Below are 26,353 nucleotides of genomic sequence, written 5' to 3'. Positions count from 1 at the left end.
GTCAAGTGTGAAATGAAGCATATCAAGTCTTTAATATTCAAACCGGCAGGCACTCCCCTCCTTTGGAGGGGCGGGGGAGGCTCCTGGATAGGTGTTATTTTACTCTTCGCCTTGCCCCTCCATGCCCAGGTGGGCGACCTGCCCCGCACCTGTCCCGAAGCCGTGGGCATACCCTCGCGCGTGGTGAGCCGACTGATGGACTCGCTCATGGCGTTGCCCCGCGCCAACATGCACAGTCTCGTGGTGATGCGCCACGGCAAGGTGGCCTACGAGTGCTACCCCGCACCCTTCAAGGCCGAGAGCATGCACACGATGTACTCCTGCTCCAAGACCTTCGTGGCGGCGGCCGTCGGCATTGCCATCGACGAGGGCCGCCTGCGGCTCGACAGCCGTGTGGCCGACTTCTTCCCGATGAGCCACCCCGACTCCGTCAACCTGCGGGCGATGACCGTGCGCCATCTGCTCACGATGTCGTCGGGCATAGAACCCGACTGGGGATTCCGCAATACTGAGACCCAATGGACACGCTGCTGGCTCTCGAAACCCATCGGCCAACCCGGTCGGCTGTTCAAGTACGACTCCATGTGCACCTATCTGTTGAGTGCCATCCTGCAAAAGGCCACGGGCCAGTCCACACTCGACTATCTGACAACCCGCCTCTTCCAGCCCCTGCACATCACGCAGGTGGAGTGGGAGGAAAGCCCCGAGGGCGTCGACACGGGTGGCTGGGGGCTGCGCATTCAGGCCGAGTCGCTGGCCAAGTTCGGCCAACTCTTGTTGCAGGGCGGCCGTTGGCAGGGTCGCCAGCTCATTCCCGAAGCCTGGGTGAAGGCCATGATGGGCAAGCAGATGGACAATGGCGGAGCGGGCTACGGCTATCAGATGTGGCGTTGCAAACATCCGGGGGCGGCACGCGCCGACGGCGCCTACGGACAATACATCCTCGTGGTGCCCGACAAGCAGATGGTGGTGGTCATGACGCAGTGCTCGGCCGTCGACGGGGCACGCCAGCGCGACCTCGTGTGGCGGCGCCTGCTGCCCTATGTGGCCGACGGCGAACTGCCGTCACCGTCCGCTTCCGAAGAACGCCGCCATCGAAAACATGCCCGCACCATGCGGTTGCCGTTGCCCCAGGGCCAAAGCAGGCCTCCCCATGAAACGCCCTTCAGGCAAGACAGGCCGCTCCCGCCCAACGACTGCGGCTGGCAACAGCTGGAAATACACCAAGACGCCTCCAATCGGCTCACGCTCTCCTACGTGCAAGACGGCCGCCGCGTCGCCCTTCCCATGATCTACGGCCGCTGGAACACCGTCTCCACGCCCATCACCCCCGTCTATTCCATCGGCGCGCAAGGCCGCTTCCGTGGCATTCACGGCCCCTTCGCCTTGTCCGGCGGCTACGCCTTCCGCCCCGACGGCACCCTCCACATCCGCCTCCACTACACCGACTGGATGACAGTGGTGGACCTCCTCGTCCCCTCCGAGCCTGACGGCAAGGTGGAAATAAAAGTGAATGAGAAGTGAGAAGTGTCATGCCCCGTCCCCAAGAACTCGCAAAGCGGTTTGCGGCGGGTGACTTCTACCGGCAGGAATAAGGATGGGGGGAACGAAAAAAGTGAATCCAAAAAGCCGGACAAAGGACTTTTTGGATTCACTCGTATGACAGCCACTCTTCATTGACGTGGCAATGCGGGGTGACGGTGGTTTCTTATGCTTCGCTCTTGCCCTTCACTTCGGCTTCGAACGCTTCGGCTTCGGCCTGCGCGACGATTTCCTCGTGACTCATGCGCTGGGCGCTGATGTGGCTCAGGTCGAACTCATCGCCGTCAAGGTCGAGGGTGTCGGCCGGATCGGCGGCATGCGGCAGCGGCGTTTCGGCCTGGGGGGACGCAGCGGAGGCTTCTTCGGCCATCTCGTTGTCCGACCGATACATCGGTGAACGGCGCTTGCGGCGCGAATCGTCCTTGTACACTTGCTCGCGGAAGGTGGTGGGATGCTTCTCCTTGGCGGCCTCGCCGTCGTCCTGACGGCTGATGATGAAGTCGTCCTTGCGGTCGGCGGCGGGCACGCGCTCCACCGGTTCCTCCTCCATCTTCGTGCGGCCGGCCTTGGCGGCGAATATGCTGTCGATGAACTGCGGTTCCTTTCGCAGCCGCTCCAGGGTCAGCTTCGCTGCCTTCTGCTGGCTTTCCTTCTTGCTGTAGCCCGCTCCTTCGCAGCCTTCGCAGCCTTCGAGCTTCACACGGCAGTTGAAGACAGGGCTGCTGCTCTGGTCGTTCTGCTCGGTCATCTCGAACGCTATCTTCACGCGGTTCTTCTGGCTCCACTCGATGAGCTTGCTCTTGAAGTTCACTTCCTTGTAGGCCACCTTGTCGATGTTGATCATCTGTGCCAGCACGCGGCCTTCCATGAAGCGCATGCAGGCGTTGTAGCCGCGGTCGAGATAGAGGGCGCCCACCAAGGCCTCGAAGGCGTTGCCGCCCATGTAGCTATTGTGCGACGAACTGCGGCCGCTGCTGAGTATCAACTTACTGATACCCATCTCCTTGGCCAGCCTGTTGAGGGTGTCGCGCTGCACCAGTTTGGAGCGCGTGTTGGTGAGGAAACCTTCCCGTTTGCCCGGGAAGTGGCGGTAGACGATGTCGCCCACGATGGCGTCGAGGATGGCGTCGCCCAGAAACTCAAGGCGTTCGTTGTTGACGGGTCTGCCCTTGGCGTTGCGCCGCATGACGCTCTTGTGCATCAGGGCCAGCTGGTAGTAGCTGATGTCGTGCGGAAAGACGCCGATGATGCGGTATAGAGACAGATAAAGCTCCTTCTCCTGTCGGAAAGGGAGCCTTATTCTATCGATGAGGTCATTCAGCATACTTCTTGAATACTACGCAGCAGTTGTGTCCGCCAAATCCGAAAGTGTTACTCAGGGCAGCTCTCACCTCGCGCTTCTGCGCCTGGTTGAAGGTGAAGTTCATGTTGTAGTCGAGCTGCTCGTCGTCGTCGCCTTCCTCGTGGTTGATGGTCGGCGGGATGATGTCGTTCTGTACGGAGAGCACGCACACCATGGCTTCGACGGCGCCGGCGGCCCCCAGTAGGTGGCCGGTCATGCTCTTGGTGGAGCTGATGTTGAGTTTGTAGGCGTGGTCGCCGAAGACGTCCTTGATGGCCTTGGCTTCCGATACGTCGCCGACGGGTGTCGAGGTGCCGTGGACGTTGATGTAGTCGATTTCCTCGGGCTTCATGCCTGCGTCTTCGAGGGCGTTGAGCATTACGAGCTTGGCCCCCAGGCCTTCGGGATGCGACGCGGTGATGTGGTGGGCGTCGGCACTGGCGCCCTCGCCCACCATCTCGGCGTAGATCTTGGCGCCGCGGGCTTTGGCGTGTTCCAGCTCTTCGAGTACGAGACAGCCTGCCCCTTCGCCCATGATGAACCCGTCGCGGCTGGCGCTGAACGGACGACTGGCGTGTTCAGGGTCGTCGTTGCGGGTGGACAGGGCGTGCATGGCGTTGAATCCGCCCACGCCGCATTCGCAGATAGCAGCCTCGGCACCACCGCTGACGATGACGTTGGCCTTGCCCAGGCGTATCAGGTTGAACGCGTCGGCCAGGGCGTTGGTCGACGAGGCGCACGCGCTGGTGGTGGTGTAGTTGGGTCCGTGGAACCCAAAATGAATGCTGATCTGGCCCGAGGCGATGTCGGCAATCATCTTGGGAATGAAGAATGGGTTGAATTTCGGACCGTCTTCGATGTGCTGTCCGTAATAGGTGACTTCGTCCTGGAAGGTCTTGATACCGCCGATTCCCACGCCGTAGATCACGCCGATGCGGTTTCTGTCCTCCTTTTCGAGGTCGAGACCGGCGTCTTTCACGCCCTGCATGGCGCTGACCATGGCCAGCTGGCAGTAGCGGTCCATCTTGCGCACCTCCTTGCGGTCGATGTAATCGGTCACGTTGAGGTCCTTCACTTCACAGGCGAACTGTGTCTTGAACTTGCTTGCGTCGAATTGCTTGATAGGCGCCGCGCCGCTCTTGCCGGCCAACAGGTTGGCCCAGGTCTCCTCGGGGGTGTTGCCTACCGGTGTAACAGCTCCAAGACCTGTTACGACTACTCTCTTTAATTCCATCTAAATAAAAAGTTAATTAGGAATTAAGGATTAGTGATCAGAGCTACGCATCGAAAAATGATGGATGCGTCGGTCCAATCCTTAATCACTAATCCCTAATCGTATGAAAAATAAAGCTGGGCTAAATTACTTAGCGTTTTCTTCGATATACTTGATGGCGTCGCCTACAGTCTGGATGGTCTCGGCCTTGTCATCGGGAATGGAGATTCCGAATTCCTTCTCAAATTCCATGATGAGCTCGACAGTATCAAGAGAGTCGGCGCCAAGATCGTTTGTGAAACTTGCTTCCGGCTTTACTTCAGCCTCGTCAACACCGAGTTTGTCCACGATAATAGCCTTTACTTTGCTTTCTACTTCTGACATAATTGTAACTTTTAAATTGGTTTATAAATAATATTCGGATTAAAAATCGGGTGCAAAGAAACGAATTTTTCTTCAATGTTGCAAATAAAACACTTAAAAATAGCACTGTTTTTGCACATGTACCCCCCTATTGTGCATGTTTTGGGGTGTTGGGGGGGTGAGGGTTGTTGGGTTGTGGGGGTGTGGGGATGAATGGTTTGCTTTAATAAATAATGTAATAATAGAGTAATTATTCATCCTCACAACCCAACAACCCTCACACCCCCACAACCCAACAACCCTCACACCCCCAACACCTTCACGACTTTCTCCAACACCATTTCGGGTGAGATGTTCTTGAGGCAGGCGTAGTCGCCACGGAGGCAGGGCTTGTTGCCGTAGACCGAACAGGGGCGGCATGGCAGGTTGAGGCCGATGGCGTTGTCGGGGTTCTGGCGCCAGCCCATGAAGCCGGCGAAGGGGTGGGTGGCTCCCCAAATGCTGACGACGGGCGTGGCGGTGAGCGACGCCAGGTGCATGTTGCCGCTGTCCATGCTCACCATCACGTCGAGGTGGCTCATCAGGACGAGTTCGCTCTTCAGGCCGTCGAGCGCGGCCGAGGCGTTGACGCAGTTGGGGTGGCGTACGGCCCAGCCGTCGAGCACGGTCTTCTCGTGGCCGCCGCCCCCGAAGAGGAAGATGCGGCACGAGGGATGGCGCCGGATGAGCAGCGCGATGACCTTCTCCATGCTGGCCGTGGGGTAGATCTTGCCCTTGTGGGCGGCAAAGGGGGCTATGCCGATCCATTGCTGGAACTTCTTCTTTTCACCTATTATATCAGGCAGGAGCCGCAGGTTGCCGCCTTCGGGCGGAAAAATGCTGGTGAAGGTGGGTTCCGTGGGGTAGCCCAGACGGGCCAACACGTCGAAATAGTTCTTGAAGGCGGTGGGCTGCTGCACCATCACCTTGTCGCCGGCGCGTGTCAGGAGCCGCTTGCCGCGCCGATGCTTGTCGATGTGGGCCACACGGAAGAGGCCCAGGTTGAAGCGCAGGCGCAGGTAGTTGGAGCGCAGGATGTTGTGGAAGTCGGCCACGGCCGTGATGTTCTTGGCCACCAGCCGGCGGTAGAGGGTGTTCATGCCGTGGAGTCCGGCATACTCCTGCTTCACGTCGGCCCCCATGAAGCCCACGTTGGGCGCCAGCCCGTCGAAGAACACGCGGGCGAAGGGGCGGCTCAGCACCGTGATGCGCAGCTCGGGATGTTGCCGGGCCAGCGAAGCCACGACGGGCACGGTCATGGCGATGTCGCCAAGTGCCGAGAAACGGATGATGAGCAGATGGTCTTTCACTACTTCTTGTACAACACCGGGTTGGTGGCGGGGTCGTTATACATCTTCATCTGGCGGTAGACCTTCATGTACTTGCGGCCGGCTTCGATGTCGTCGAGCAGCTGGTCGATGGCGGCGCCCAGGTCTTTCTGCTGTTCGAGCAGCACGTTGAGCTTGGCCCGGCACTTCTCGCGGTGGTCGGGGGTGGCGTCCTCGCGCTCCACCTGTTCGCGCATGTGGTATATCTTGAGGGCCAGGATGCTCAGACGGTCGACGGCCCATGCGGGACTCTCGGTGTTGATGCGGGCGTCGGGCAGCACCGTCACGTCGCTGTACTTCTGCCGGAAGTAGCTGTCGATTTGCTCCACGAGGTCGGTGCGGTCCTGGTTGCTGCGGTCGATGCGGCGTTTCAGGTTGAGCGCCTCGACGGGATCGATGTGCGGGTCGCGGATGATGTCCTCGAAATGCCACTGCACGGTGTCGATCCAGCATTTCAGATAGAGCCTGTTCTCGATCGAGTCGCGGTCGTAGGGATTATGGATAGGTGTCTCGATGTCATCCTTCACATGATAGTCGGCAATGGCCTTGTTGAAAATCTCGTTGCAAGTTTGTGTAAATGTCATGTCTTCGGTTTTTAATTATCGTGCAAATGTAAAGATTATATTTCAGATTTCCAAATGTTTTGTGGGCAACTTGCCGCTGTGGGCGCACCCGGGGCATGCCCCTTTCCTCACAACTGTCCCGCCTCCACCTGCAGCACGATGCGTTCGGTGACGCGGTCGACGCCCTCGGGGTCGTAGCGCTTGGCCAGCGAGGCCCCGAAGGTCCAGGCGAAGGCCTGCCAGAAGCCCGCCCTCACGGGGCCGAGGATGGCCTGCAACGTGCCGTAGGCCGAGTTGCCGCACTCGCGGTAGACGAGTTTGATGAGCAGCTTGCCCTGGGCGTAGGTGAGTTTCTTCATGCGCGGCGTGTACTCCTGCTTGATACTCTTCTCGACGAACTTCAGGTGTGCGTCGCGGGCCTGCTTGTTGGGCAACGTCTGCAGGTATTCGTAGGTCTCGACGATGATGTGGTTCACCTCCTTGGCGATGGGCAGGACCTTCTTGACGTTCATCACCAGCCGGTTGTAGAGCTGCTGTTGGCGTGGGTCGGCGAACTGCGGCTTTGGGTAGCACCACACGTCGTTGAGCTCCACGTAGGGGATGGAGTCGCGTCCGTCGAGCACCTTGCCCACCTTCACCATCGGCACGAAGGTGGGTTGGCCGGGGGCCATCGGCCGGTCTTCGGGGTTCACGTGTCCGGGCCTGTCGTCGGTCACCTGAGCCGCGGCCTGGAGCGTCAGCAGCGCCATCCACAGCACGGTCGCCATCATTCTTTTCATCATTCGTCGGTCTTTGTCTGTTCGCCATCAATGGGTGATGGTGGGGCAAAGATAAGAAAAAAGTAAAAAGGTAAAAAGGTAAAAGGGTAAAAAGGAAAGGGAAAAAAGTAAAAAGGTAAAAAGGTAAAAGAGGATGGTGGAAAAACAAAAGGGTAAAAAGGTAAAAATGAAAGGGCTGCTTTCGTCTTGTGAAAGCAGCCCTTTCAGCAGGCAATCGCTGTGCTTTTAAGGGGAGAAAAGGCAGCTTTGGGAAAGCGGTCGCCGTGCTTTTGAAGGATGAAAAGGCGGCTTCCCTCCCGCCGCCGTCTCAAGCCGGCAGACACTCCCCTCCTTTGGAGGGGCGGGGGAGGCCCCCCGTCTCTACTTCTCCGTCCACCCCTTGTTCTGCTCTATGCCCTGGAAGCGCACTTCGTCCCATGGGATGGGTCCGTAGTACTGGTAGTCGCGGAAGGCGCGCTCGGCCTTCTGGTTCTTCAGTTCTTCCACGGTGTAGGTCTTGGCGCCGTCCTTTTTGTAGACAATCTTCATGAGGCGCAGCGGGTTGGTCGCTCCGTTGAGGTTCTTCAGGGCTGTGCCGAGCCTGATTTCGTCCCAGTAGGTGGTTTCCTCGAAGGCCATCTCGACGCGGCGTTCGTTGAGGATTTGGGTGAGCGTGACGCTGGCGAGCGGCTGCATGTGGGCCCGCTGCCTCACCTGGTTCACCTTCTCCAGCGCGGTCTTGCTGTCGCCCGTGCGGAAGGCGGCCTCGGCGTGGTCGAGCAGCAGTTCGGCGTATCGCCAGATGGGGTAGTTCTGCTTGCTGCCCTCGTTGTCCTTGTAGGGATAAGGGGTCTTGGGGTCGAGGAACTTGCGCATGTAGTAGCCCGTGCGGCTGAAGCCGTTGTTGCGTCCCGTGCCGTATTTGGCGATTCCGCTCTGGGCCACCTCCTTGCCCTTCGCGTCGACGGTGTAGTGCATTTCCATGACGCTGTCGCGGAAGGTGGTGCCGTCGTAGAGCACGTTGGCGTAGAAACGGTAGTCGCGGTTGGCGTAGGGGTTCTGCGGGTCGAAGGCCTTTCCGTCGCGCATGCCGTACTCTTCCACGTGGTTCTGCGTGGGGCAGTAGGCGCACTGCGTGCCCGTGAGCACGGGCGGCATGGCCATCTGGTCGAGCGAGTGGGCCCCTTCGCTGGTCAGGCGCGACTCGCCGTGCTGGTATTCCAGTATGCTCTCGGCGTTGTTGTGCTGGAGGAACAGGTCGTGGTAGCTCTGCGCGATGTCGGCCTGCTTGCTGCCGCTCACGGGCATGAGCTTGTAGAGGCCGAGCGCCTCGACGGCCTTGTAGGCCTCGATGGCCTTGAGCATGTATTCCCGGCTCTTGTCGTCGGCGAATCCGTAGTATTCCTTGTCCTTGTTCTGGAACTGCGGGCTCCCCACCCAGAAGTAGGTCTTGGCCTTGAGCATGAGGGCCGCGCCCTTGGTGACGCGTCCCGTGTTGCGGTTGTCGTGCTTCAGGGGCAGCGCTTCGGCCGCCAGTTCGGCCTCTCGGGCGATGAAGTCGGCCATCTGGGCGTAGCCGGCGCGGGCGAACCGTTCGTCGCTGTGGAGCGGGTCGTAGCTGTGGTCGATGAGCAGGACGCCTCCGAAGCGTTGCATGAGCATGTAGTAGTAGTATGCGCGGAAGAAGTGTGCCTCGCCCAGGATGCGCTTCTTGTAGGTGGCGGGCATTCTGTCGGCGTTCTCCAGCAGGCGGTTGACGCTCTGGATCTGGAGGTAGTAGGCTTTCCAGCGGTTGCCGCCGTAGAAGATGACGGTGCTTTCCTTCGACGCCATCTCCTCGCCCACGCCCGAGTTCACCCAGTTGGCCACGCCGTAGGTGGTCTGGTCGGCGTAGAAGGCGGGGGTGATGTAGGACATGTACTTCATGCCGAAGAACGACGAGGTGGACATCATCGCGCCCCAGCCCTTGTTCATGTTGCCGTACCAGGCCATGGTGTACTCGTCGAGCAGGTTCTCGCTCGTCCAAATGCTCTCGTCGGTGAGCTTGTCCTCGGGCGCGTCGTCGAAGAGCGCGTCGCAGCTGCCCAGCGTCAGCATGGCGGCCAGCGCGAGGGAGCCGGCCGAAAGGTATCTGTGGAAGAATGTTTTGTTCATGATTGAAATGTTTTTTGGGTTGAACGACTAAAAACCGATGTTCACGTTGAAGCCGTAGGACCGCTGGATGGGGTAGCCCATGTGCGACTCGGGGTCCATGTGCTTGAGCTTGCTCCACGTGTGGAGGTTGCTCGCCGTGAAGGAAATCTGCACCGTGCTGACGGGCAGATGGGCGAGCAGGGCCTGCGGCAGCCGGTAGCCGACGTTGATGTAGCGCCAGCGCAGGAAGCTGTTGTCGCGCAGCCAGAAGGTGGACTTCAGGCGGTTGTTGTCGCTCGACGGCGTGATCTTGACGCGCGGATAGGCCGCGTCGGGGTTTTCGGGCGTCCAGGTGTCGGTCAGGTGGTAGTCCTGGAAGCGTTGCAGCGTGCCGTTCTCCAGCGAGTAGTTGTCGCTGATGTACTGCTTGTAGCCCGCCACGCCCTGGAACATCGTGTTGACGAAGAGCCCCTTCCACTCGGCGCCGAGCCTCAGGCCGTAATTGAAGTCGGGATAGGCCGACGCCTTCACGTGGATGAGGTCCTTGTCGTCGAGCACGTTGTCGTCGTTCTGGTCCTTGTACTTGATGTCTCCGGGCTTGATGCCGTAGTTCTTGCCATGCCACGAGCCGTTCTGGTCGAGCTTGTAGTCGTCTATCTCCTGCTGCGTCTGGAAGAGTCCGTCGGCTTCGTAGAGGAAGATGTCGCCCGTCGAGAGGCCCTTGCGGCGCAGGTTCTCCAGTTCGTTGGTCTCGTCGCCGTAGTCGATGATCCTGTCGCGGCCCATCGACAGCGTGAAGTCGGCGTTGTAGCGGAAGTTCCGTCCTACGGTGTTGCGGTGGGTGACGGTCAGGTCATAGCCCCATGCCTTGATCCGTCCGTAGTTCATGTTGGGCACGGTGGCCACGCCCGTCGATGGCGGGTAGAGATAGCCGGGCGCCGCGGTGATGAGGTTGGTGCGGTAGCGCCAGTAGTACTCGAAGGTGACGCCGAAGCGGTTGTTCCAGAAGCCCAGGTCGAGGCCCAGGTTGTAGTCGCGGCTCTTCTCCCATTCGAGTTCGCGGTTGGGATGGCTGCCGTTGGCCTGCACCGAAGGCAGGTGTACGCCGCCGATGTTGTAGCCGTTGCCCGGCGAGTAGATGTAGGTGAGCAGGTAGCTGTAGTCGCTGATGCCGCCGTCGCGGCCCAGCAGTCCCGTCGAAGCCCGCATCTTGACGTTGCTCAGCACGTCTTGCCGCCAGTTCTTGAAGAACGGTTCGTTGCTCACGATCCACGATGCGGAGAACGAAGGGAAGAAAGCCCAGCGGTGGTCGGGGTGGAACTTGACGCTGCCGTCGACCCGGAAGTTGAACTCGGCGAAGTAGCGGTTGGCGAAACCGTAGGTGGCGCGGCCCACGAACGACTGCCGCTGTATCTTGTGCTTGTTGCCGTGGGCGTCGGCCTGCGTGGCGTTGCCGAAGATTTCGGGGTAGACGCCCGGCAGGTTGTTGTTGGTGGCGTAGAGGGTGCGGTGGCGATACTCCTGGTAGTTGCCCACCAGCAGGCCCGTCACGTGGTGGCGGGCGAAGGTCCGGTCGTAGTTGAGGCCCAGCTCATAGAGGTTGTTGTCCATGAACTGGTCCTGGTTGTACATCGAAATCTTGGCGTTGGGGTAGATGGAGTTCTTCTCCACCATGATCTGCTGCGTCTTCTTGTCGTATTTGTATAGGGCCACGGGCTTCTTGAAGCGGTCCTGGTAGGAGTCGTTGTTGTCCGACGTGAACTTGGCGTAGGCCGAGAGTCCCTTGATCCAGGGCAGCTGCCAGGTGAGTCGGGTGGAGAGCGTGTGCATGTTGATGGTGTTCTGCACGTAGCCGCCGCGTCCGTAGACGCTGATGAGCGGGTTGCCGCCGTTCACGCTGGCCAGTTCGCCGTTGCTGAGCACGAGCGGCTGCGTGGGGTCGTACTGGTAGGCCTGCTCGATGGTGGAGTAGTTGGTGTTCTTGTTGTGGGAGCGCACGCCCGTGAAGTCGAGGCTGAGGGTGAGTCCGCGGGCCAGCGTGGCGTCGAGCTTCGCGCTGTAGTTGAGTCGGCGCGTGCCCGTGCCGCTGTAGAGGCCCGTGTTGTTGCTGTAGGCGCCCGAGACGTAGTAGCGCACGAACTTGTTGCCGCCCGACAGGCTCAGGTTGTGCATCGTGCTGGAGCCGTGCTTCTTCAGGTAGTCGAGCATGTTGGAGTTGGCCAGCTGGTCGGGGTTGCTCTGCGTGCGGAGCATTTCCAGCTCCTCGTCGGTGAAGGGTTCGTAGCGGCTTTCGCCCTCCACGGCCCTGTTGTAGAGCTTCGCGTACTCGTAGCTGTTGAGGAATTTGGGCAGCCGGGTGGCCTCGGTCACGTTGTACTGGCCGCGGTAGTTGACGCGCACGCGGCCCTCGCCCTTGCTTCTTTTCGTGGTGATGAGGATGACGCCGTTGGCCGCCCGCACGCCATAGACGGCCGCGGCGGCCGCGTCCTTCAGCACCGAGATCGACTCGATGTCGTCGGGGTTGAGGTCGGAGAGCCGCTGTTCGCCCTCCGAAGTGTTGTCGGAGAAGCGGGGAACGCCGTCGATGACGAGCAGCGGGGAGGCCGTCGCGCCGGTCACGGCACGGATGTTGAGCGACGCCTCACGCGGAGAACCGGGGTCGCCGGTCATCGTCATGACCGACAGACCGGCCACCTGGCCGGCCAGGGCCTGGTCGACGTTGGTGGCGGGCAGCTTCATCAGCTCGTCGCCCTTGATGACCTCGACGCTGCTGGTGAGCGACGACTTCTTCTGGGTGCCGTAGCCGACCACCACGAGTTCGTCGAGCATGTGCTCGTCCATGCCCATCTTCACCGTCACGGCGCGGCCGGGCACCACGGTGTAGCGGGTCTCCTTCAGGCCGATGGCCGACACGATGATGTTCACTTGCCCCTTCGGGAGCGACACGGAGAAGTTGCCGTCGGCGTCGGTGACGCCCGCCACCTTGCCGTCGGCGGTCTTGACGACGGCCCCTATCACGGGTTCGCCCTTGTCGTCGGCCACATGTCCTTTCACGGTCTGCCGCTGGGCGTAGGCTGCGGAAGCCGTCGCCAGGAGCAGACAGAGTAGAAATAACTTTATTTTCTGCATGGTTTTTGTTTTTGGGAGTTGGGGGGTTGCTCTCCGGGAGTGGGGGCATTGGAGGGAGTCGCCGTCCGCCCCACCCTCCGGAGAGCCGAGACAATGGTCTTTTATTTGAAGAGTTGGCCGATGGTCAGCAACTGATAGTCGTAGAAGTTGCGGGTGGCCTGGTTGCCCGAGGCCCGCTTCTGGCGGTAGAGGGCCTGCACACGCTTGAGCTGGCGCAGCATGAGGGGCTTGTAGATTTCCTCCTTCAGCGACGGCAGACCATAGTTGATGCGCACGAAGGAGGCCTGCGGGTCGGCGTATTCGCAGGGCAGCCGGGGCGCGTCGAGCAGCTGTTGCAGGTCGAGCGTGGCGTTGTCGGCCAGTGCCAGCGGCTTCTTGGCGGCGGCTTCGAGCTTGATTCCGGCGCCTTTCACGAAGAAGTCGATGGCCGTGCGCTGCAGTTGCATCTCGGCTTCGCTGAGCGCCGCGCCGCGCCGCGTGGCCCCGAAGAGCTCCTGGAAGGCGTCGTCCATGTACTGGTCGAGGCTGTAGTTGCGGGCGGCATCCACCTTGTGGCCCTCGTCCACGCGCTGCAGTGTGGTACTGCCGTAAATCGCCGAGACGATGGGACGGGTGAAATCGGTCTTGATTTCATCGGGGCGGTCGAACTTCAGGAGCAGCTTCCGCGGGCAGAGCCAGCTGCGGTAGCTGCGGCCCTGGGCGACGATCCAGCGCATGGCGCGGCGTTGTGCCGCACGGTTGAGGTAGGTCTTGGCCATCCGGCCGTCGCCCTGGCGCACCTCGTGGTGGATGACGCCGCCCAGATAGGGCAGCACGTGGCCCAGATGTCGGCCGTATTGTGCCACAAGACTCTTGTAGGTGTGCTTCATGTTGTCGTAGTTCTCGCCGCGTTCGGCCGTCCACTGCTCCAGATGGCGCACGACGATTTTCAGGTTGCTGATGGCGTAGTCGCCCGCCTTCACGTGGTCGTCGCCCAGGTCTTCGGTCTGCGCGCTCACGTCGACGGTGCCGAACACCTGCTGGGCGCCGAACGTGTACATGGGGTCGGCGGCCTTCTCTTCAATCCACCGGTTGAGCGTGGGCACCTCGTCCTCGGGCGTCTGCGTGTCCTTGATGAGCCTGTAGCCCCACTTGATGGCGTTGATGTCCTCCACGCCGAGTATGGGCGGCGTCATCTTCACGCCCCGTTCCAGGTCGCCGGGCTGCGCCACGAAGTTGTTGCGGGCGTAGTCCATGATACTGGGCGTGGTTCCATACTTCCGGGTGAAGGCCGGACTGCGCAGCGAGTCGACCGGGAAGGAGTAGCTGGCGCCCATGTTGTGCATCAGTCCCAGCGTGTGGCCCACCTCGTGGCTGGTGACGTAGCGCATCGACTCACGCATCAGGTCGTCGTCGAACACCTTCTTGTGGGTGCGGTAGTCCACGGCGCCGGTCTGGGCGAAGCGCCAGTCGTGGAGCAGCGACACCACGTTGTGGTACCAGATGACGTCGGCCGTGAGGATTTCGCCCGTCCGCGGGTCCACGTAGCTGGGCCCCATGGCGTTGGCCGTCTCCGTGAGGGCGTACTTGATGCAGCTGTAGCGCATGTCGTCGGGGTCGAAGTCGGGGTCGTCCGTGGGATAGTCGCGGGCGACGACGGCGTTCTTGAAGCCTGCGGCCTCGAACGCCTTGTTCCAGTCCATCACGCCCTGCTTCACCGTTTCGCGCCATTTCGCGGGGAAGGCGGAGTCCACGTAGAAGACGATGGGCTTGCGGGGTTCCACCAATTGGCCGGCGTAGTATTTCTCCCAGTCGCCCTCCTTGGGCTCCAGCCGCCAGCGGTGGATGATGGACTGCTCCTCCACGCGGTCAGCGGCGGACGAGTAGCGTTTCTTGTCGCTCATGAAATAGCCCACGCGGTTGTCGTGGATGCGGGCCCGCATGAGCGTCTTGGGGGCCACGAAGAGCGAGCGGTGCATCTGCACGGTGTAGGGTTGGTTGCCCGTCGTCAGGTCGTAGCTGAGGTTGGACTTGATTTCCATGTTGCAGGGGAAGGCCTTCACCTCCACAATGCCCGAGGCCTCGGCGTTGAAGGAGCCTTTGAGGGCCTTGCCGCCGCCGAACATCGCTTCGAGCGGATTGTCGGCCTTGAGGGGCGTGAGCAGCTTGTCGTTGCCGCCGAAGAGCGACGTCATGTCGATGAGCACGCGTCCCGGCTTGTGGGCCACCACCTTGAAGGCCTTCAGCACGGGGTCGGAGAAGTTGGTCTTGAACGCCGCCGCGATGGGGTCGGTCGGTCGGACGACGGCCGCGTGCTGCACCTTGTACATATACACCTTCGTGCTGTCGGTGGCGAAGCGCACGAGCAGCGGCGTGTTGACCATCTGTCCGGCCACGAAGTCGTGGGTGTTGCTGGTGCGGGCGATGCGGTTGCTCAGGATGTAGTCGCGGCTGTAGACCGAATCGGCCAGCTCGAAGTAGAGCTTGCCCTCCTTGTTGAGGTACGCGGTGAACATTCCCTTGTACTGCCTGGCCCCTTTCACGGCCTTGCTCCAGTCGTCCACCTTGGGTGTGGGCAAGGCGACGGCCGCGTTTTTCTTGCTTTTCTTTTTCGACATACCAGCCTGCGGGAACAATGCGCCCGTCAACGCCAGCACCAATAGAAGTTTTTTCATACGTGATTAATTACTGAAAAAATAATCGCAAATATACGAAAATAAGCCCAAAGGGCCATGGCGGCGGACAAAGAAACTGCTTTTGGCGGCAAAAACGGGTGAAATGACGCCGCCGGAAGCCCACGCGCGCATCGAAACGGAGGCCGCGCCGCACAAAGACAAGCCCCGAAAATCTCACGATTTTCGGGGCTTTTGCACTTTTCAAAATTTGATGCTATATTGTGTTTACCTATTGAATGCTCAGTTTTTCCTGTAGACGGGACTGTAGAGCAGCCTGCCTTGCGCGGCGAACGTGGTGTCGGCGGGCTTCACGGTGCAGTCGAGCGGGTTGACGTGGGTGTTGAGCAGGAAGTACTTGCCGTCCGCGTCGCGTCTCCAGTACCTTGAATCCAGCTCTTGAGAACAAGCCTCGTCGGTGTAGGGCGTCCACACGCCGTTGCCGTCGGCCTTCGAATAGACCTTGCCGGTGTAGTCGTAGAGGGCGCCGAAGGCGTTGACGTAGCGGCCGGGGGCCTCGGTGAAGCTGACGGTCGACTTGTCGAGCATGGGCTTGAGCTGCTCGCGGGTGATGGCGTCGGCCTTGAAGTAGTTCCACACCTCGAAGGTGATGCCGTCGCCGTACTGCTCGCGGAGGGCCTTGAGCACGGCCTTGTTCACGCCCTGGGTCTTCACGCGAATGCCGTCGGTGGCGTAGGACACGGTCAACTTGACGGTCTGGCCGGCCACCGTCCAAGACATATCCCTGTCGTTGGCCGCGTTGTTGTACTGTTCGGCCTGCTGCTTGTGCGAGAGGACGATGTTCATGTCGTCGGCCTGGCAGTAGTACTGGGCCTCGACGGGGATGAACACCTCCACGTCGGCGGTGTCGCGCACGTGGATGGACAGCTTGGTGGCGATGTAGTCGCCATCGGTCTTCTTCTCGTTGAGCGAGAGGTTCACTTCCACTTCACCCTTGTTGCCCGTCACGATGGTCGGCGTGGTGGGTGTGGAGGGGTTGCTCGGCGTCTCGGGAGTGGTCGGTGTCTCGGGTGTTTCCGGCTCTGCCGGCTGCGGGTCTTGGGGTTCCAGCGACATGCCGTCGGCCGGTGTGAGCTTCACGACCCAGTCGTTGTAGACGCCGTCGCCGTCCAGCTTCTCCTTGGAGTACTTCTCCGTCCTGTAGTCGAAGCCGAGATAGAAGCCTTCTTTGCCGTTGTATGTAATCTTGTAGATCTTGTAGGCGTTGTGCTTGGTCTGATTCTTGTCGCCCCACGAGTCGTGATAGGTGGGGTCTGTCATGAGCAGGTTGAGAATCAAAGCGTCGGGACCGCTCGTGGCGTTGTAGTCGTTGATGTGGCGGCCGTTGATTTGCAGATAGTCCATGTGGTTGCCACCGACCATGGAATGCTTGGCGTGGTTCTGGTCTTCGATGTTTTCATACTTGTCCTTGCTCGAACCGATGTTCTGGATGAAGTAGTTGCTGTAGTTGAACGGCACGGTGGCGTCGTCCTTATGCTCCTTGACATACTTGATGACGAAGTCCTTTTCCGCCTGTTCTACGGTGGCGGGGCGCTTGGTTTGATACAGGGGAGGAAGATTGCCGTCCTGCACTTTGTAGTATTCAAACGGATCGTCGGTCACGCGTGTTGCCCGTGTGGAGGTCAACAGGCTGCCGGCGGAGTAGAAGGAGATGTCCGAAGCCTTTGCGGGAGCGAAGCCCTGGGCGGTTGCGGATTGGACTGCGGAGTTGTCGACGACGTCGTCGCTGGAACAGGAGGCCAAGGTCATGGAGCCGAAGAGGGCTGCCAAGGCAAAACTAACTTTGATTTGTTTCATATTTTTATAACAATCTAAATATATATATAATGTAAAATGTGTATCAATCATGGACGGCAATACGCATATTGTCGCTCACGGGCTGCAAAACTATGCTTTTTTCCACAATATTTGTGCATGGAAAGGTTAAACATTCATAACCGAAGGGAAAAGAAAGGTAAAAAGGTAAAGAAGTAAAAGGGCAGTAAGGGCGGGGCGGAAGGGCCGCCGTTGGCCTGCGAAAGGCCTGCTTTCACAACGCCAAAGGGCTGCTTTTGCAGAGCCGGAAGCCCGCTTTTGCAGGGCAAAGGGGCAGCCGCCGGCCGCCATGGCTTTGCCGCGTCCGTTAAAAAGACAAAAAACGATACGACATCGGCAATTATTTGCTTACTTTGTAAAACAATAGAAAAAATCAAAAAAGACTATGGGAAAAGGGAAAAAGGCCGGCAAGCGCCTCACCAAACGGCAACTGGCCGAAATGTTGCAGGAGTTCTTCTCGTCGCAACCGGGCAGAACCTTGACGTTCAAGGAAATATTCCGTGCGTTGAAACTCAACACGCATCCGCTCAAGATGCAGGCCATCGACATCATGGAGGAGATGACCTGGGACGACACGCTGGCCAAGGTGTCGGACAACTCCTACAGGCTGAACACCGCCGGACAGGTGCAGGAGGGCGTCTTCCAGCGCAAGTCAAACGGCAAGAACTCCGTCATCCCGGCCGACAGCGACAAACCCATCTTCGTGTCGGAGCGCAACTCCATGGGCGCGCTGACCGGCGACCGCGTGAAATTCTCGTTCATGGCCCGCCGCGTGAACCATATCAAGGAGGCACAGGTCATCGAGATTCTCGAACGGAAGAAGGACACCTTCGTCGGAAGGCTCAAGGTAGACAAGGACATGGCCTATCTCATCCCCCAGTCGGACGTGCTGGCCCACAACATCATCGTCCCGCGGCGCAAGGTGAAGGGCGGAAAGACCGACGACAAGGCCGTGGTGCGCGTCACGCAGTGGCCCGACGAAGAACGCAAGAGCCCTGTGGGCGAGGTGGTCGACATTCTGGGACAGACGGGCGACAACGATGTGGAGATGAATACCATCCTGGCACAGTACGGACTGCCCTACAAATACCCCAAGGCCGTGGAGGACGCGGCCAACAAGATCACGGGTGAGATCACGCCGAAGGACCTGGCCGAGCGCGAAGACTTCCGCAACGTCTTCACCTGCACCATCGACCCGCGCGACGCCAAGGACTTCGACGACGCCCTCTCCATCCGCCTGCTCGACGGAAACGGCAAGGAAATCGACATCAACAGCCCCCGACACCCGACACCCAAGCGCTACGAAGTGGGTGTCCACATTGCCGACGTGAGCCACTACGTGACCGAGGGCAGCATCATCGACAAGGAAGCCGTGAAGCGGGCCACGAGCATTTATCTCGTCGACCGCACCATCCCCATGCTGCCCGAGCACCTCTGCAACTTCGTCTGCTCGCTGCGGCCCAACGAGGAGAAGCTGGCCTACAGCGTCATCTTCACCCTTGACGACGAGGCCGACGTGAAGGCGTCGCGCATCGTACACACCGTCATCCGCAGCAACCGCCGCTACGCCTACGAGGAAGTGCAGCAACTGCTCGAAGACAACGGCGTGATGGACGGCACCGGCGAACCTGCGCCCCGCCCGGGCAAGGGCGGCTACAAGGGCGAAAACGCCCTGCTGCTGGTCACTCTCGACCGACTGGCCAAGCAGCTGCGGGCCAAGCGCTTCAAGAACGGGGCCGTGAAGTTCGACCGTGAGGAACTCCACTTCGACATCGACGCCAAGGGAAAGCCCACGCGCTGCTACTTCAAGCGCTCCATGGACGCCAACAAACTCATCGAGGAGTTCATGCTGCTGGCCAACCGCACCGTAGCCGAGAGCGTCGGCAATGTCAAGAAGGGCAAGAAAGCCAAGACCCTGCCCTACCGCGTGCACGACAATCCCGACCCGCAGAAGATGGAGACGCTGCGACAGTTCATCTCGAAGTTCGGCTACAAGGTCAAGACCGACGGCACCAAGGGCGCCATGGCCCGCAGTATCAACAAGCTGATGGACGAATGCGAGGGCAAGCGTGAGGGCAAACTCATCCAGACGGTGGCCCTGCGCGCCATGATGAAGGCCAAATACACCACCCACAACATCGGCCACTTCGGCCTGGCGTTCGACTACTACACCCATTTCACCAGTCCCATCCGCCGCTATCCCGACACGATGGTGCACCGGCTGCTCACCCGCTATGCAGAGGGCGGCCGCTCGGCCAACGAGAAACATTGCGAGGAGCTGTGCGAGCATTGTTCGGAAATGGAGCTGATAGCCCAGAACGCCGAGCGCGATTCCATCAAATACAAGATGGTGGAGTTCATGAGCGACAAGCTCGGACAGGTGTTCGACGCCCATATCAGCGGCATTACGAGCTACGGCGTCTATGCCGAAATCGACGAGAACCACTGCGAAGGCATGATTCCGATGCGCGACCTCGACGACGACTACTACGAGTTCGACGAGCGCAACTTCTGCCTCGTGGGCCGACGACGCCACCACAAGTACCAGCTGGGCGACGCCATCCGCATCCAGGTGGCCAGGGCCAACCTTGAAAAGAAGCAGCTCGACTTCACGTTGAGCGAATGAAGCCGCAAGGCATGCCCTCCTTGTGCCGCTCGTGCGGCGGAACAGGGGGAAGAACCGCGGCTTCCAGAGGGCTGAAGACCTATTGACAATCTATCAACTTACAAACCATAATGCAAGAAAAACTTTTGTATTGTCTCACGGGCACGGTGGCGCTGGGCGCGTTCGTGCCCGCACAGGCCCAGCAGCGGCCCATGAACATCGTGTACATCATGAGCGACGACCACTCTTTTCAGACGATCAGCGCTTATGACAACCGCTTCATTCAGACACCCAACATCGACTGGATCGCGCAGCATGGCGTGAGATTCAATGAAAGTTTCGTGGCCAACTCACTGAGCGGACCGTCCAGAGCCTGCATGTTGACGGGCAAACACAGCCACGCCAACGGCTTCACCGACAACTCAAAGACCTTCGATGGCGGCCAACAGACCTTCCCGAAGCTGCTCCAAAAGGAGGGCTATCAGACCGCGATGATCGGCAAATGGCACCTTACGTCGCTGCCAACGGGCTTCGACTACTGGGACATTCTCATCGGACAGGGCGACTACTACAACCCCGACTTTCTGTGCAACGGCAAAGAACTGCGCCGACCGGGCTACGTGACCAACATCATTGCCGATCTGGCCATCGACTGGATGGACAATCGGCGCGACCCGAACAAGCCTTTCTGCCTGCTCATGCACAACAAAGCGCCCCACCGGGTGTGGAGTCCCGACACGTGCGATCTCGACCTTTACAACGATAAAGTGTACCCCCTGCCGGCCAACTTCTACGACGACTACAAGGGACGACGCGCCGCCGCCAAGCAAGAGATGAATATCATGAAGGATATGGATATCGTTTACGACAACAAAATGGCCGACCACGAGAACGAAATCCACTCAAACAAGGAACTGGAAGCCATGGGACGCGCCAACTACGAGCGCATGTCGCCGTCGCAGCGTGCGCAGTGGGACCGCCACTACGACCCCATCATCAAGCAATTCAAGGCGGCCGGGCTGTCGGGAAAGGCGTTGGCCGAATGGAAATACCAACGCTACATGCACGACTACATGCGGGTGATTCACTCGGTAGACCGCAACGTGGGCCGCGTCATCGACTACCTGCGCCGGAAAGGGCTGCTCGACAACACGCTCATCGTCTATACGTCCGACCAGGGCTTCTACATGGGCGAGCACGGGTGGTTCGACAAGCGCTTCATGTATGAGGAGTCGTTCCGCACGCCGCTGCTGATGTACCTGCCGGGAGGCAAGCAGGGCACCGTCAGCGAGATGGTGCAGAACATCGACTACGCGCCCACGTTCCTCCAGCTGGCCGGCGTCGAGGTGCCCAAGGACATCCAGGGCCGTTCGCTGCTGCCGCTGTTGCAGGGCAAGAAGCCCAAGGACTGGCGCCGGTCGCTCTACTACCACTACTACGAATACCCCGCCGAGCACTCCGTGTGCCGCCACTACGGCATTCGCACCGGCCGCTATTCGCTGATGCACTTCTACAACGACATCGACGCCTGGGAGCTTTACGACCTCAAGAACGACCCTTCGCAGATGCACAACATCTACGGCAAGCCCGGCACCGCCAAGCTCACGGAGCGTCTGAAGCGCGAGCTGCTGCAGCTGCAGGTGCAGTACGACGACCCCATCAGAAAGAAGTCCGGTAACTGACGATTCATCAAAATATTGTTGAAAAGATTAGGTAGAGCTGTTTTTTTACCGTAAATTTGCCACCACGATCAACCAATCGTTTTTATATCAATAACAAATAAAATCAATCAACACAACCCAAACATGAAAAGAACAGTACTTTCCATGGCCATCGCCATGGCCGCGCTGACATTGCAGGCCGCCGATGCCAACTACCATGTGGTGCCGTTGCCGCAGAGTATCACCGCCGAGAAGGGCGCCGCCTTCACGCTCGACGCCAACACGGCCGTCTTTGCGGTCGGCGCGGACGAAGCCATGCAGCGCAACGCCGCCTTCCTGAAGCAGTACATCCGTGAGGCCACGGGCATAGAAGCCGCCGGCGTGGACAAGAAAGGCGCGGCCATCACGCTGAAACTCAACGCCAAGATCGCCGGCGAAGAGGGATATGTCATCACCGTCAAGGCCAAAGGTGTCACCATCGAGGGCAAGACGCCGCAGGGCGTGTTCTACGGCATACAGACATTGCGTAAGTCGCTGCCCGTGGAGAAGGCCCAGCGCGTGAGCCTGCCCGCAGCCCGCATCGTCGACCAGCCGCGCTTCGGCTACCGCGGAGCCATGCTCGACTGCGCCCGCCACTACTTCAACCTCGACTTCGTCAAGGAGTTTGTGGACATGCTGGCCCTCCACAACCTCAACGTCTTCCACTGGCACCTCACCGAAGACCAGGGATGGCGCGCGCAGATAAACCGCTATCCGAAGCTCATCGAGGTGGGTTCTAAGCGCGACCAGACCGTCGTGGGCCACAACTCGCCCGTGTTCGACGGCACGCCCTACGGCGGTTACTATACGAAGGAGGACATGAAGGAAATCGTGAAGTACGCCGCGGAACGCTACATCACCGTGATTCCTGAAATCGACATGCCCGGCCACATGCTCGGTGCGCTGGCCGCCTATCCCGAACTGGGCTGCACGGGCGGCCCCTACAAGGTGGCCCAGCAGTGGGGCGTGTTCGACGACATCCTCTGTGCGGGCAACCCCAAGACATACGAGTTCGTGAACAACGTGCTCGACGAGATCATTGAAATCTTCCCGTCGAAGTACATCCACCTGGGCGGCGACGAAGCTCCCCGCACACGCTGGCAGTCGTGCCCCCGCTGCCAGGCCGAGATCAAGCGACTGGGCCTCAAGGGGTCGAACGGATTCTCCGCCGAGGCGCAGCTGCAGTGCCACTTCCTCAGCCAGGTGGCCAAGCACCTGGAGGACAAGGGCCGCCACGTCATCGGCTGGGACGAGATTCTGGAGGGTGACGTAGAGCCGGGAACCACCGTCATGAGCTGGCGCGGCGTGGCCGGCGGCATCACCGCCGCCGAGCGCGGACTCGACGCCATCATGTCGCCCACCGACTACTACTATCTGGACTACTACCAGAACAAGAGCCGCGACCTGTTGCTCATCGGCGGCAACCTGCCTGTGGAGAAGACCTACAGCTACAACCCCGTGCCCGACGACGCCTCACCGGCGCTGAAGAAGCACGTGAAGGGTGTGCAGGTGAACCTCTGGACTGAGTATGTGGGCTGCAAGGAGTTGGCCGAATACCAGCTGCTGCCGCGCCTGGCCGCCATGGCCGAGACCGGTTGGACGGAAAACGCCAAGAAGGACTACGACTCGTTCAAGCAGCGTGAAGGCAACCTCAACAAGTTCTACCGGCACTTCGGCTGGAAGGCTTGCCAGGACATGTTCAAATAGTCCGACCATTCCCCCACCATTCATCCAAAAACGCGGGATGAAGCTTCGTGCTTCATCCCGCGTTTCGTTGTTCGCCCGGCAGGGGGCTGTCCTGTCAACTCTTCATCCAACAATGGCGTCACCCCACTTGGCTGCCGGGCTTCACCCGGTCGAGCGTCGTGGTGACGTTGAGGCTGCCGTCGAAGTTGACGGCGGAGAGAATCATGCCTTGGCTCTCCAGACCCATCATCTTGCGGGGAGCGAAGTTGGCCACGAAGAGCACGTCCTTGCCGACGAGCTGTTCGGGTTCGTAGTAGGCGGCAATGCCGCTGAGAATGGTGCGGTCGGTGCCGCTGCCGTCGTCGATGGTGAACTGCAGGAGCTTCTTGCTCTTCTTCACGCGTTGGCAGTCCTTGATGTGGCCCACGCGGATGTCGAGTTTCTCGAAGTCCTCGAACGACACCTCCGGCTTGACAGGCTCCGCCTTGTAGGCGGACGCCTCGTTGGCCTTGCGGGTGGCTTCGAGCTTGTCGAGCTGGCGTTGGATGGCCTCGTCCTCAATCTTCTCGAAGAGCAGTTCGGGCTCGGCCAGGCGGTGACCGGACGTGAGCAACGACGTGCCGCCCAGCTGGCTCCAGTCGAATTGGGGCATGTTGATGAGGCGGCGCAGCTTTTCGCTGGAGAAAGGAAGGAACGGTTCGAAGGCGATGGCGAGGTTAGCCACGAGTTGCAATGAGATATTGAGAATCGTTTCGACACGCTTCGGGTCGGTCTTCCACACCTTCCAAGGCTCACACTCGGTGATATACTTGTTGCCGATGCGGGCCAAGTTCATGGCTTCTTTCTGCGCTTCGCGGAATTTGAACACGTCGAGGAAGCTCTCTACCTTAGCTTTCACGTCTTGGAATTCAGCGATGGCCTGGCGGTCTACGTCTTCCAGCGGGCCACAGGCAGGCACGACGCCGTCCCAGTATTTCTTGGTGAGCTGCAGCGCACGGTTGACGAAGTTGCCGTAGATGGCCACCAGTTCGGAGTTGTTGCGCTCCTGGAAGTCCTTCCATGTGAAGTTGTTGTCCTTCGTCTCGGGCGCGTTGGCCGTCAGCACGTAGCGCAGCACGTCCTGTTTGCCCTCGAAGTCGCGCAGATATTCGTGCAGCCACACGGCCCAGTTGCGCGAAGTCGATATCTTGTCGTTTTCCAGGTTGAGAAACTCGTTGGCCGGCACGTTGTCGGGCAGGATGTAGCCGCCGTGGGCCTTGAGCATGGTGGGGAAGATGAGGCAGTGGAACACGATGTTGTCCTTGCCGATGAAGTGCACCAGCCGCGTGTCGTCGTCCTTCCACCACTTCTCCCACGGGCCCCAGCAGTCGGGTTCGCGGTCGCACAGCTCCTTGGTGTTGCTGATGTAGCCGATGGGCGCGTCGAACCACACGTAGAGCACCTTGCCCTCGGCGCCCTCCACGGGCACGGGGATTCCCCAGTCGAGGTCGCGCGTCATGGCGCGGGGCTGCAAGTCCATGTCGAGCCAGCTCTTGCACTGGCCGTAGACGTTGGAGCGCCACTCCTTGTGGCCTTCCAGTATCCATTGCTTCAGCCACGACTGATAGTCGTTGAGCGGCAGATACCAGTTCTTCGTCTTCTTCACCACGGGCTTGGAGCCGCTGATGGTGGAGTGAGGGTTGATGAGTTCCATGGGGCTGAGGTCGCTGCCGCACTTCTCGCACTGGTCGCCGTAGGCGTTGAGGTTGTGGCAGTGGGGACATTCGCCCATGATGTAGCGGTCGGCCAGAAACTGGCGGGCCTCTTCGTCATAATACTGTTCGGTCTCCTGCTCCACGAGCTTGCCGTCGTCGTAGAGCTTGCGGAAGAAGTCGCTGGCCAGCCGGTGGTGCGTGGGGCTGGTGGTGCGGCTGTAGATGTCGAACGAAATGCCGAACTCCTTGAACGACTCCTTGATCATCGTGTGGTAGCGGTCTACCACGTCCTGCGGCGTGACGCCCTCCTTGCGGGCGCGGATGGTGATGGGCACGCCGTGCTCGTCGCTTCCGCCGATGAAGACGACGTCCTTGCGCTTCAGCCGCAGGTAGCGGACGTAGATGTCGGCGGGTACATACACGCCGGCCAGGTGGCCGATGTGCACGCCACCGTTGGCGTATGGCAGCGCGGCGGTGACGGTAGTGCGTTTATAGTTTTTCTGTTCCATGTGGCTTTGTATCTTTACTTGGCTGCAAAGATACTCTAAATCAGCGAAATATCCGATAGAATTGAATAAAAAAGACCCACCCCGGTGGGTCACGATACCATTACTTTATCTCTACCGTCCCACCTGCATAGGGTAGAATCAATGATGTGTGCAGGTCTTTGCGCCCGATGGCTTCGACGGTGTAGGCATACTGCTTTTTGCTTTTGAATCGAGTGATGACGCACCAGTCGGGTATTTCTATTTTAGTAATCTCATCCCCCTCATATTCAACCGTTCCGATTACGTTTTGGCCATCGCTGATTTCGTTCCTATTGTCTTTCTGTGTATCAATATAGTCTGTACCGTCGCTTTGGTGAAGCCATACTTTATGAAAAACAAAATTGACGTCGTTGTAAGAATAAATGGTATCTTTACCTGTTTTTCCGGTTACGATTACCGATTCTTTATTCAACATAGGAACGGGCATGAATGAATATTCATTGCCGCAGGAGATTAGTACACTGGTCAGAAGAATCAACACTTTGTTCGTCTTCATTATGTTTGAAGTTTAATTCTATAAAAGTTTAAATTTTATTTCCGGCTATTTTGACAAGTTTTCGTGTTCATTGTGGATGTCTGGGACTATACTATTGATAATAAAAATATAGATAATTTGTTTTATTTCTACAAATGTTTTTTAACGACAGGGCATCCCATGGTCAAATGGGAAAGGCCGTTGTGACAGCCGTTTATCCAGTGACCTGTTATTTTTGAAATGACTAAAAGAAGAGAATCTTGCATTAAAGCTTTTTATTTTAACTTGTTTTAATACATAGACAGGGCTGATGATTGGGGCCAGGAACAGACTGCTATGAAACAGGCATTGGACAATCGCATTGCAAAAGCTGTGCTTTGAGCGTGTAAAAGGGCTGCTTTCAGGAGCTTAAAGCACAGCTTTGAGCTTGCAAAAACAGTGCTTTTTTTTATCTCAAATAGGGCGTTGGAACATGGTCATGGAGGATTGCGCCTGCAACAGCCTGTTCTGTGCATGCAACCGCATGGCGGTTGGTTTCTTTTAGAGGGCGGGGTTGCGAGCGAAGCGAGCTACCCTGCCTGACACATGACAGAGACATCTAGGCCGAAGGTCTTGGTCTTTTTTTTTACGTTTGTGGAGAATGTTGTCGGGGATATGGGGTGAGCCGTCGGAATTGCCAATTGTTTTTGAAGCATGCGGAGACACGAGTAACTCTCCGGTTGCGGTTCATTGGGACACAAGCACATGA

The 26,353-nt window shown here is 59.1% G+C and carries 16 protein-coding genes; 4 read left to right on the top strand and 12 right to left on the bottom strand.

What is annotated here, in order from left to right; genetic code table 11:
- The first annotated feature begins 12 nt into the window (after window positions 1–12).
- Entirely contained in the window at window positions 13–1,524 is a 1,512-nt protein-coding gene (locus K334_RS13610; RefSeq protein ID WP_081658046.1) for a serine hydrolase domain-containing protein, read from the top strand.
- A 184-nt stretch (window positions 1,525–1,708) separates the two neighbouring features.
- Here K334_RS13610 and rnc read toward each other — a convergent pair whose 3' ends face one another.
- The 10 genes from rnc to K334_RS0106310 form a co-directional block, all read right to left on the bottom strand.
- Window positions 1,709–2,866: a ribonuclease III gene (gene rnc / locus K334_RS0106355; protein ID WP_025881890.1), complete on the bottom strand. Its 1,158-nt coding sequence runs from the start codon at window positions 2,864–2,866 to the stop codon at window positions 1,709–1,711.
- Window positions 2,856–4,118, bottom strand: coding sequence for a beta-ketoacyl-ACP synthase II (fabF, locus tag K334_RS0106350; RefSeq protein WP_027444698.1), 1,263 nt, complete (start codon window positions 4,116–4,118; stop codon window positions 2,856–2,858). Before fabF ends, rnc begins: the two co-directional genes overlap by 11 nt.
- A 126-nt stretch (window positions 4,119–4,244) precedes the next feature.
- Entirely contained in the window at window positions 4,245–4,481 is a 237-nt protein-coding gene (locus K334_RS0106345) for an acyl carrier protein (protein ID WP_021589647.1), read from the bottom strand.
- Window positions 4,482–4,762: 281 nt separating this feature from the next.
- A complete protein-coding gene (locus K334_RS0106340; protein ID WP_051218681.1) occupies window positions 4,763–5,758 on the bottom strand; it encodes a glycosyltransferase family 9 protein in 996 nt (331 codons plus the stop codon).
- Between the two features lie 50 nt (window positions 5,759–5,808).
- The gene (locus tag K334_RS0106335; protein WP_021589649.1) at window positions 5,809–6,411 is read right to left on the bottom strand and encodes a DUF4254 domain-containing protein; all 603 of its coding nucleotides are present in this window, start codon (window positions 6,409–6,411) and stop codon (window positions 5,809–5,811) included.
- A gap of 107 nt (window positions 6,412–6,518) precedes the next feature.
- A complete protein-coding gene (locus K334_RS0106330) occupies window positions 6,519–7,169 on the bottom strand; it encodes a DUF4294 domain-containing protein (RefSeq protein WP_025881884.1) in 651 nt (216 codons plus the stop codon).
- A 360-nt stretch (window positions 7,170–7,529) separates the two neighbouring features.
- Complete coding sequence (locus tag K334_RS0106325; RefSeq protein WP_027444696.1) at window positions 7,530–9,302, bottom strand: RagB/SusD family nutrient uptake outer membrane protein; 1,773 nt, start codon at window positions 9,300–9,302, stop codon at window positions 7,530–7,532.
- A gap of 27 nt (window positions 9,303–9,329) precedes the next feature.
- A complete protein-coding gene (locus K334_RS0106320) occupies window positions 9,330–12,410 on the bottom strand; it encodes a SusC/RagA family TonB-linked outer membrane protein (RefSeq protein WP_027444695.1) in 3,081 nt (1,026 codons plus the stop codon).
- 101 nt (window positions 12,411–12,511) lie between these two features.
- Complete coding sequence (locus K334_RS0106315; RefSeq protein ID WP_027444694.1) at window positions 12,512–15,064, bottom strand: zinc-dependent metalloprotease; 2,553 nt, start codon at window positions 15,062–15,064, stop codon at window positions 12,512–12,514.
- 240 nt (window positions 15,065–15,304) lie between these two features.
- Window positions 15,305–16,879 (bottom strand): hypothetical protein, encoded by a 1,575-nt coding sequence (locus K334_RS0106310; RefSeq protein WP_025881880.1) that lies wholly within the window; start codon window positions 16,877–16,879, stop codon window positions 15,305–15,307.
- 403 nt (window positions 16,880–17,282) lie between these two features.
- Between K334_RS0106310 and rnr the strand changes: the two genes are divergently transcribed.
- The 3 genes from rnr to K334_RS0106290 all read left to right on the top strand — a co-directional run bounded on the left by rnr (window position 17,283) and on the right by K334_RS0106290 (window position 22,909).
- Window positions 17,283–19,523: a ribonuclease R gene (gene rnr / locus K334_RS0106300; RefSeq protein WP_027444693.1), complete on the top strand. Its 2,241-nt coding sequence runs from the start codon at window positions 17,283–17,285 to the stop codon at window positions 19,521–19,523.
- A 110-nt stretch (window positions 19,524–19,633) separates the two neighbouring features.
- Window positions 19,634–21,184, top strand: coding sequence for a sulfatase family protein (locus K334_RS0106295; protein WP_025881876.1), 1,551 nt, complete (start codon window positions 19,634–19,636; stop codon window positions 21,182–21,184).
- A 123-nt stretch (window positions 21,185–21,307) separates the two neighbouring features.
- Window positions 21,308–22,909, top strand: a complete 1,602-nt coding sequence (locus K334_RS0106290; RefSeq protein WP_025881874.1) for a beta-N-acetylhexosaminidase — start codon at window positions 21,308–21,310, stop codon at window positions 22,907–22,909.
- A 118-nt stretch (window positions 22,910–23,027) separates the two neighbouring features.
- Here the strand turns inward: K334_RS0106290 and metG are convergent, their stop codons facing one another.
- Together metG and K334_RS0106280 are read right to left on the bottom strand one after the other, a co-directional pair.
- The gene (gene metG, locus K334_RS0106285) at window positions 23,028–25,091 is read right to left on the bottom strand and encodes a methionine--tRNA ligase (RefSeq protein ID WP_025881873.1); all 2,064 of its coding nucleotides are present in this window, start codon (window positions 25,089–25,091) and stop codon (window positions 23,028–23,030) included.
- Window positions 25,092–25,191: 100 nt separating this feature from the next.
- Window positions 25,192–25,626, bottom strand: coding sequence for a hypothetical protein (locus K334_RS0106280; protein ID WP_021589655.1), 435 nt, complete (start codon window positions 25,624–25,626; stop codon window positions 25,192–25,194).
- Window positions 25,627–26,353 lie beyond the last annotated feature (727 nt).

This window comes from Segatella baroniae DSM 16972 = JCM 13447 (assembly GCF_000426585.1).
In the GTDB taxonomy this organism is placed as follows: Bacteria; Bacteroidota; Bacteroidia; order Bacteroidales; family Bacteroidaceae; genus Prevotella; species Prevotella baroniae.
This window is presented reverse-complemented; position numbering and strand designations above follow the sequence as displayed.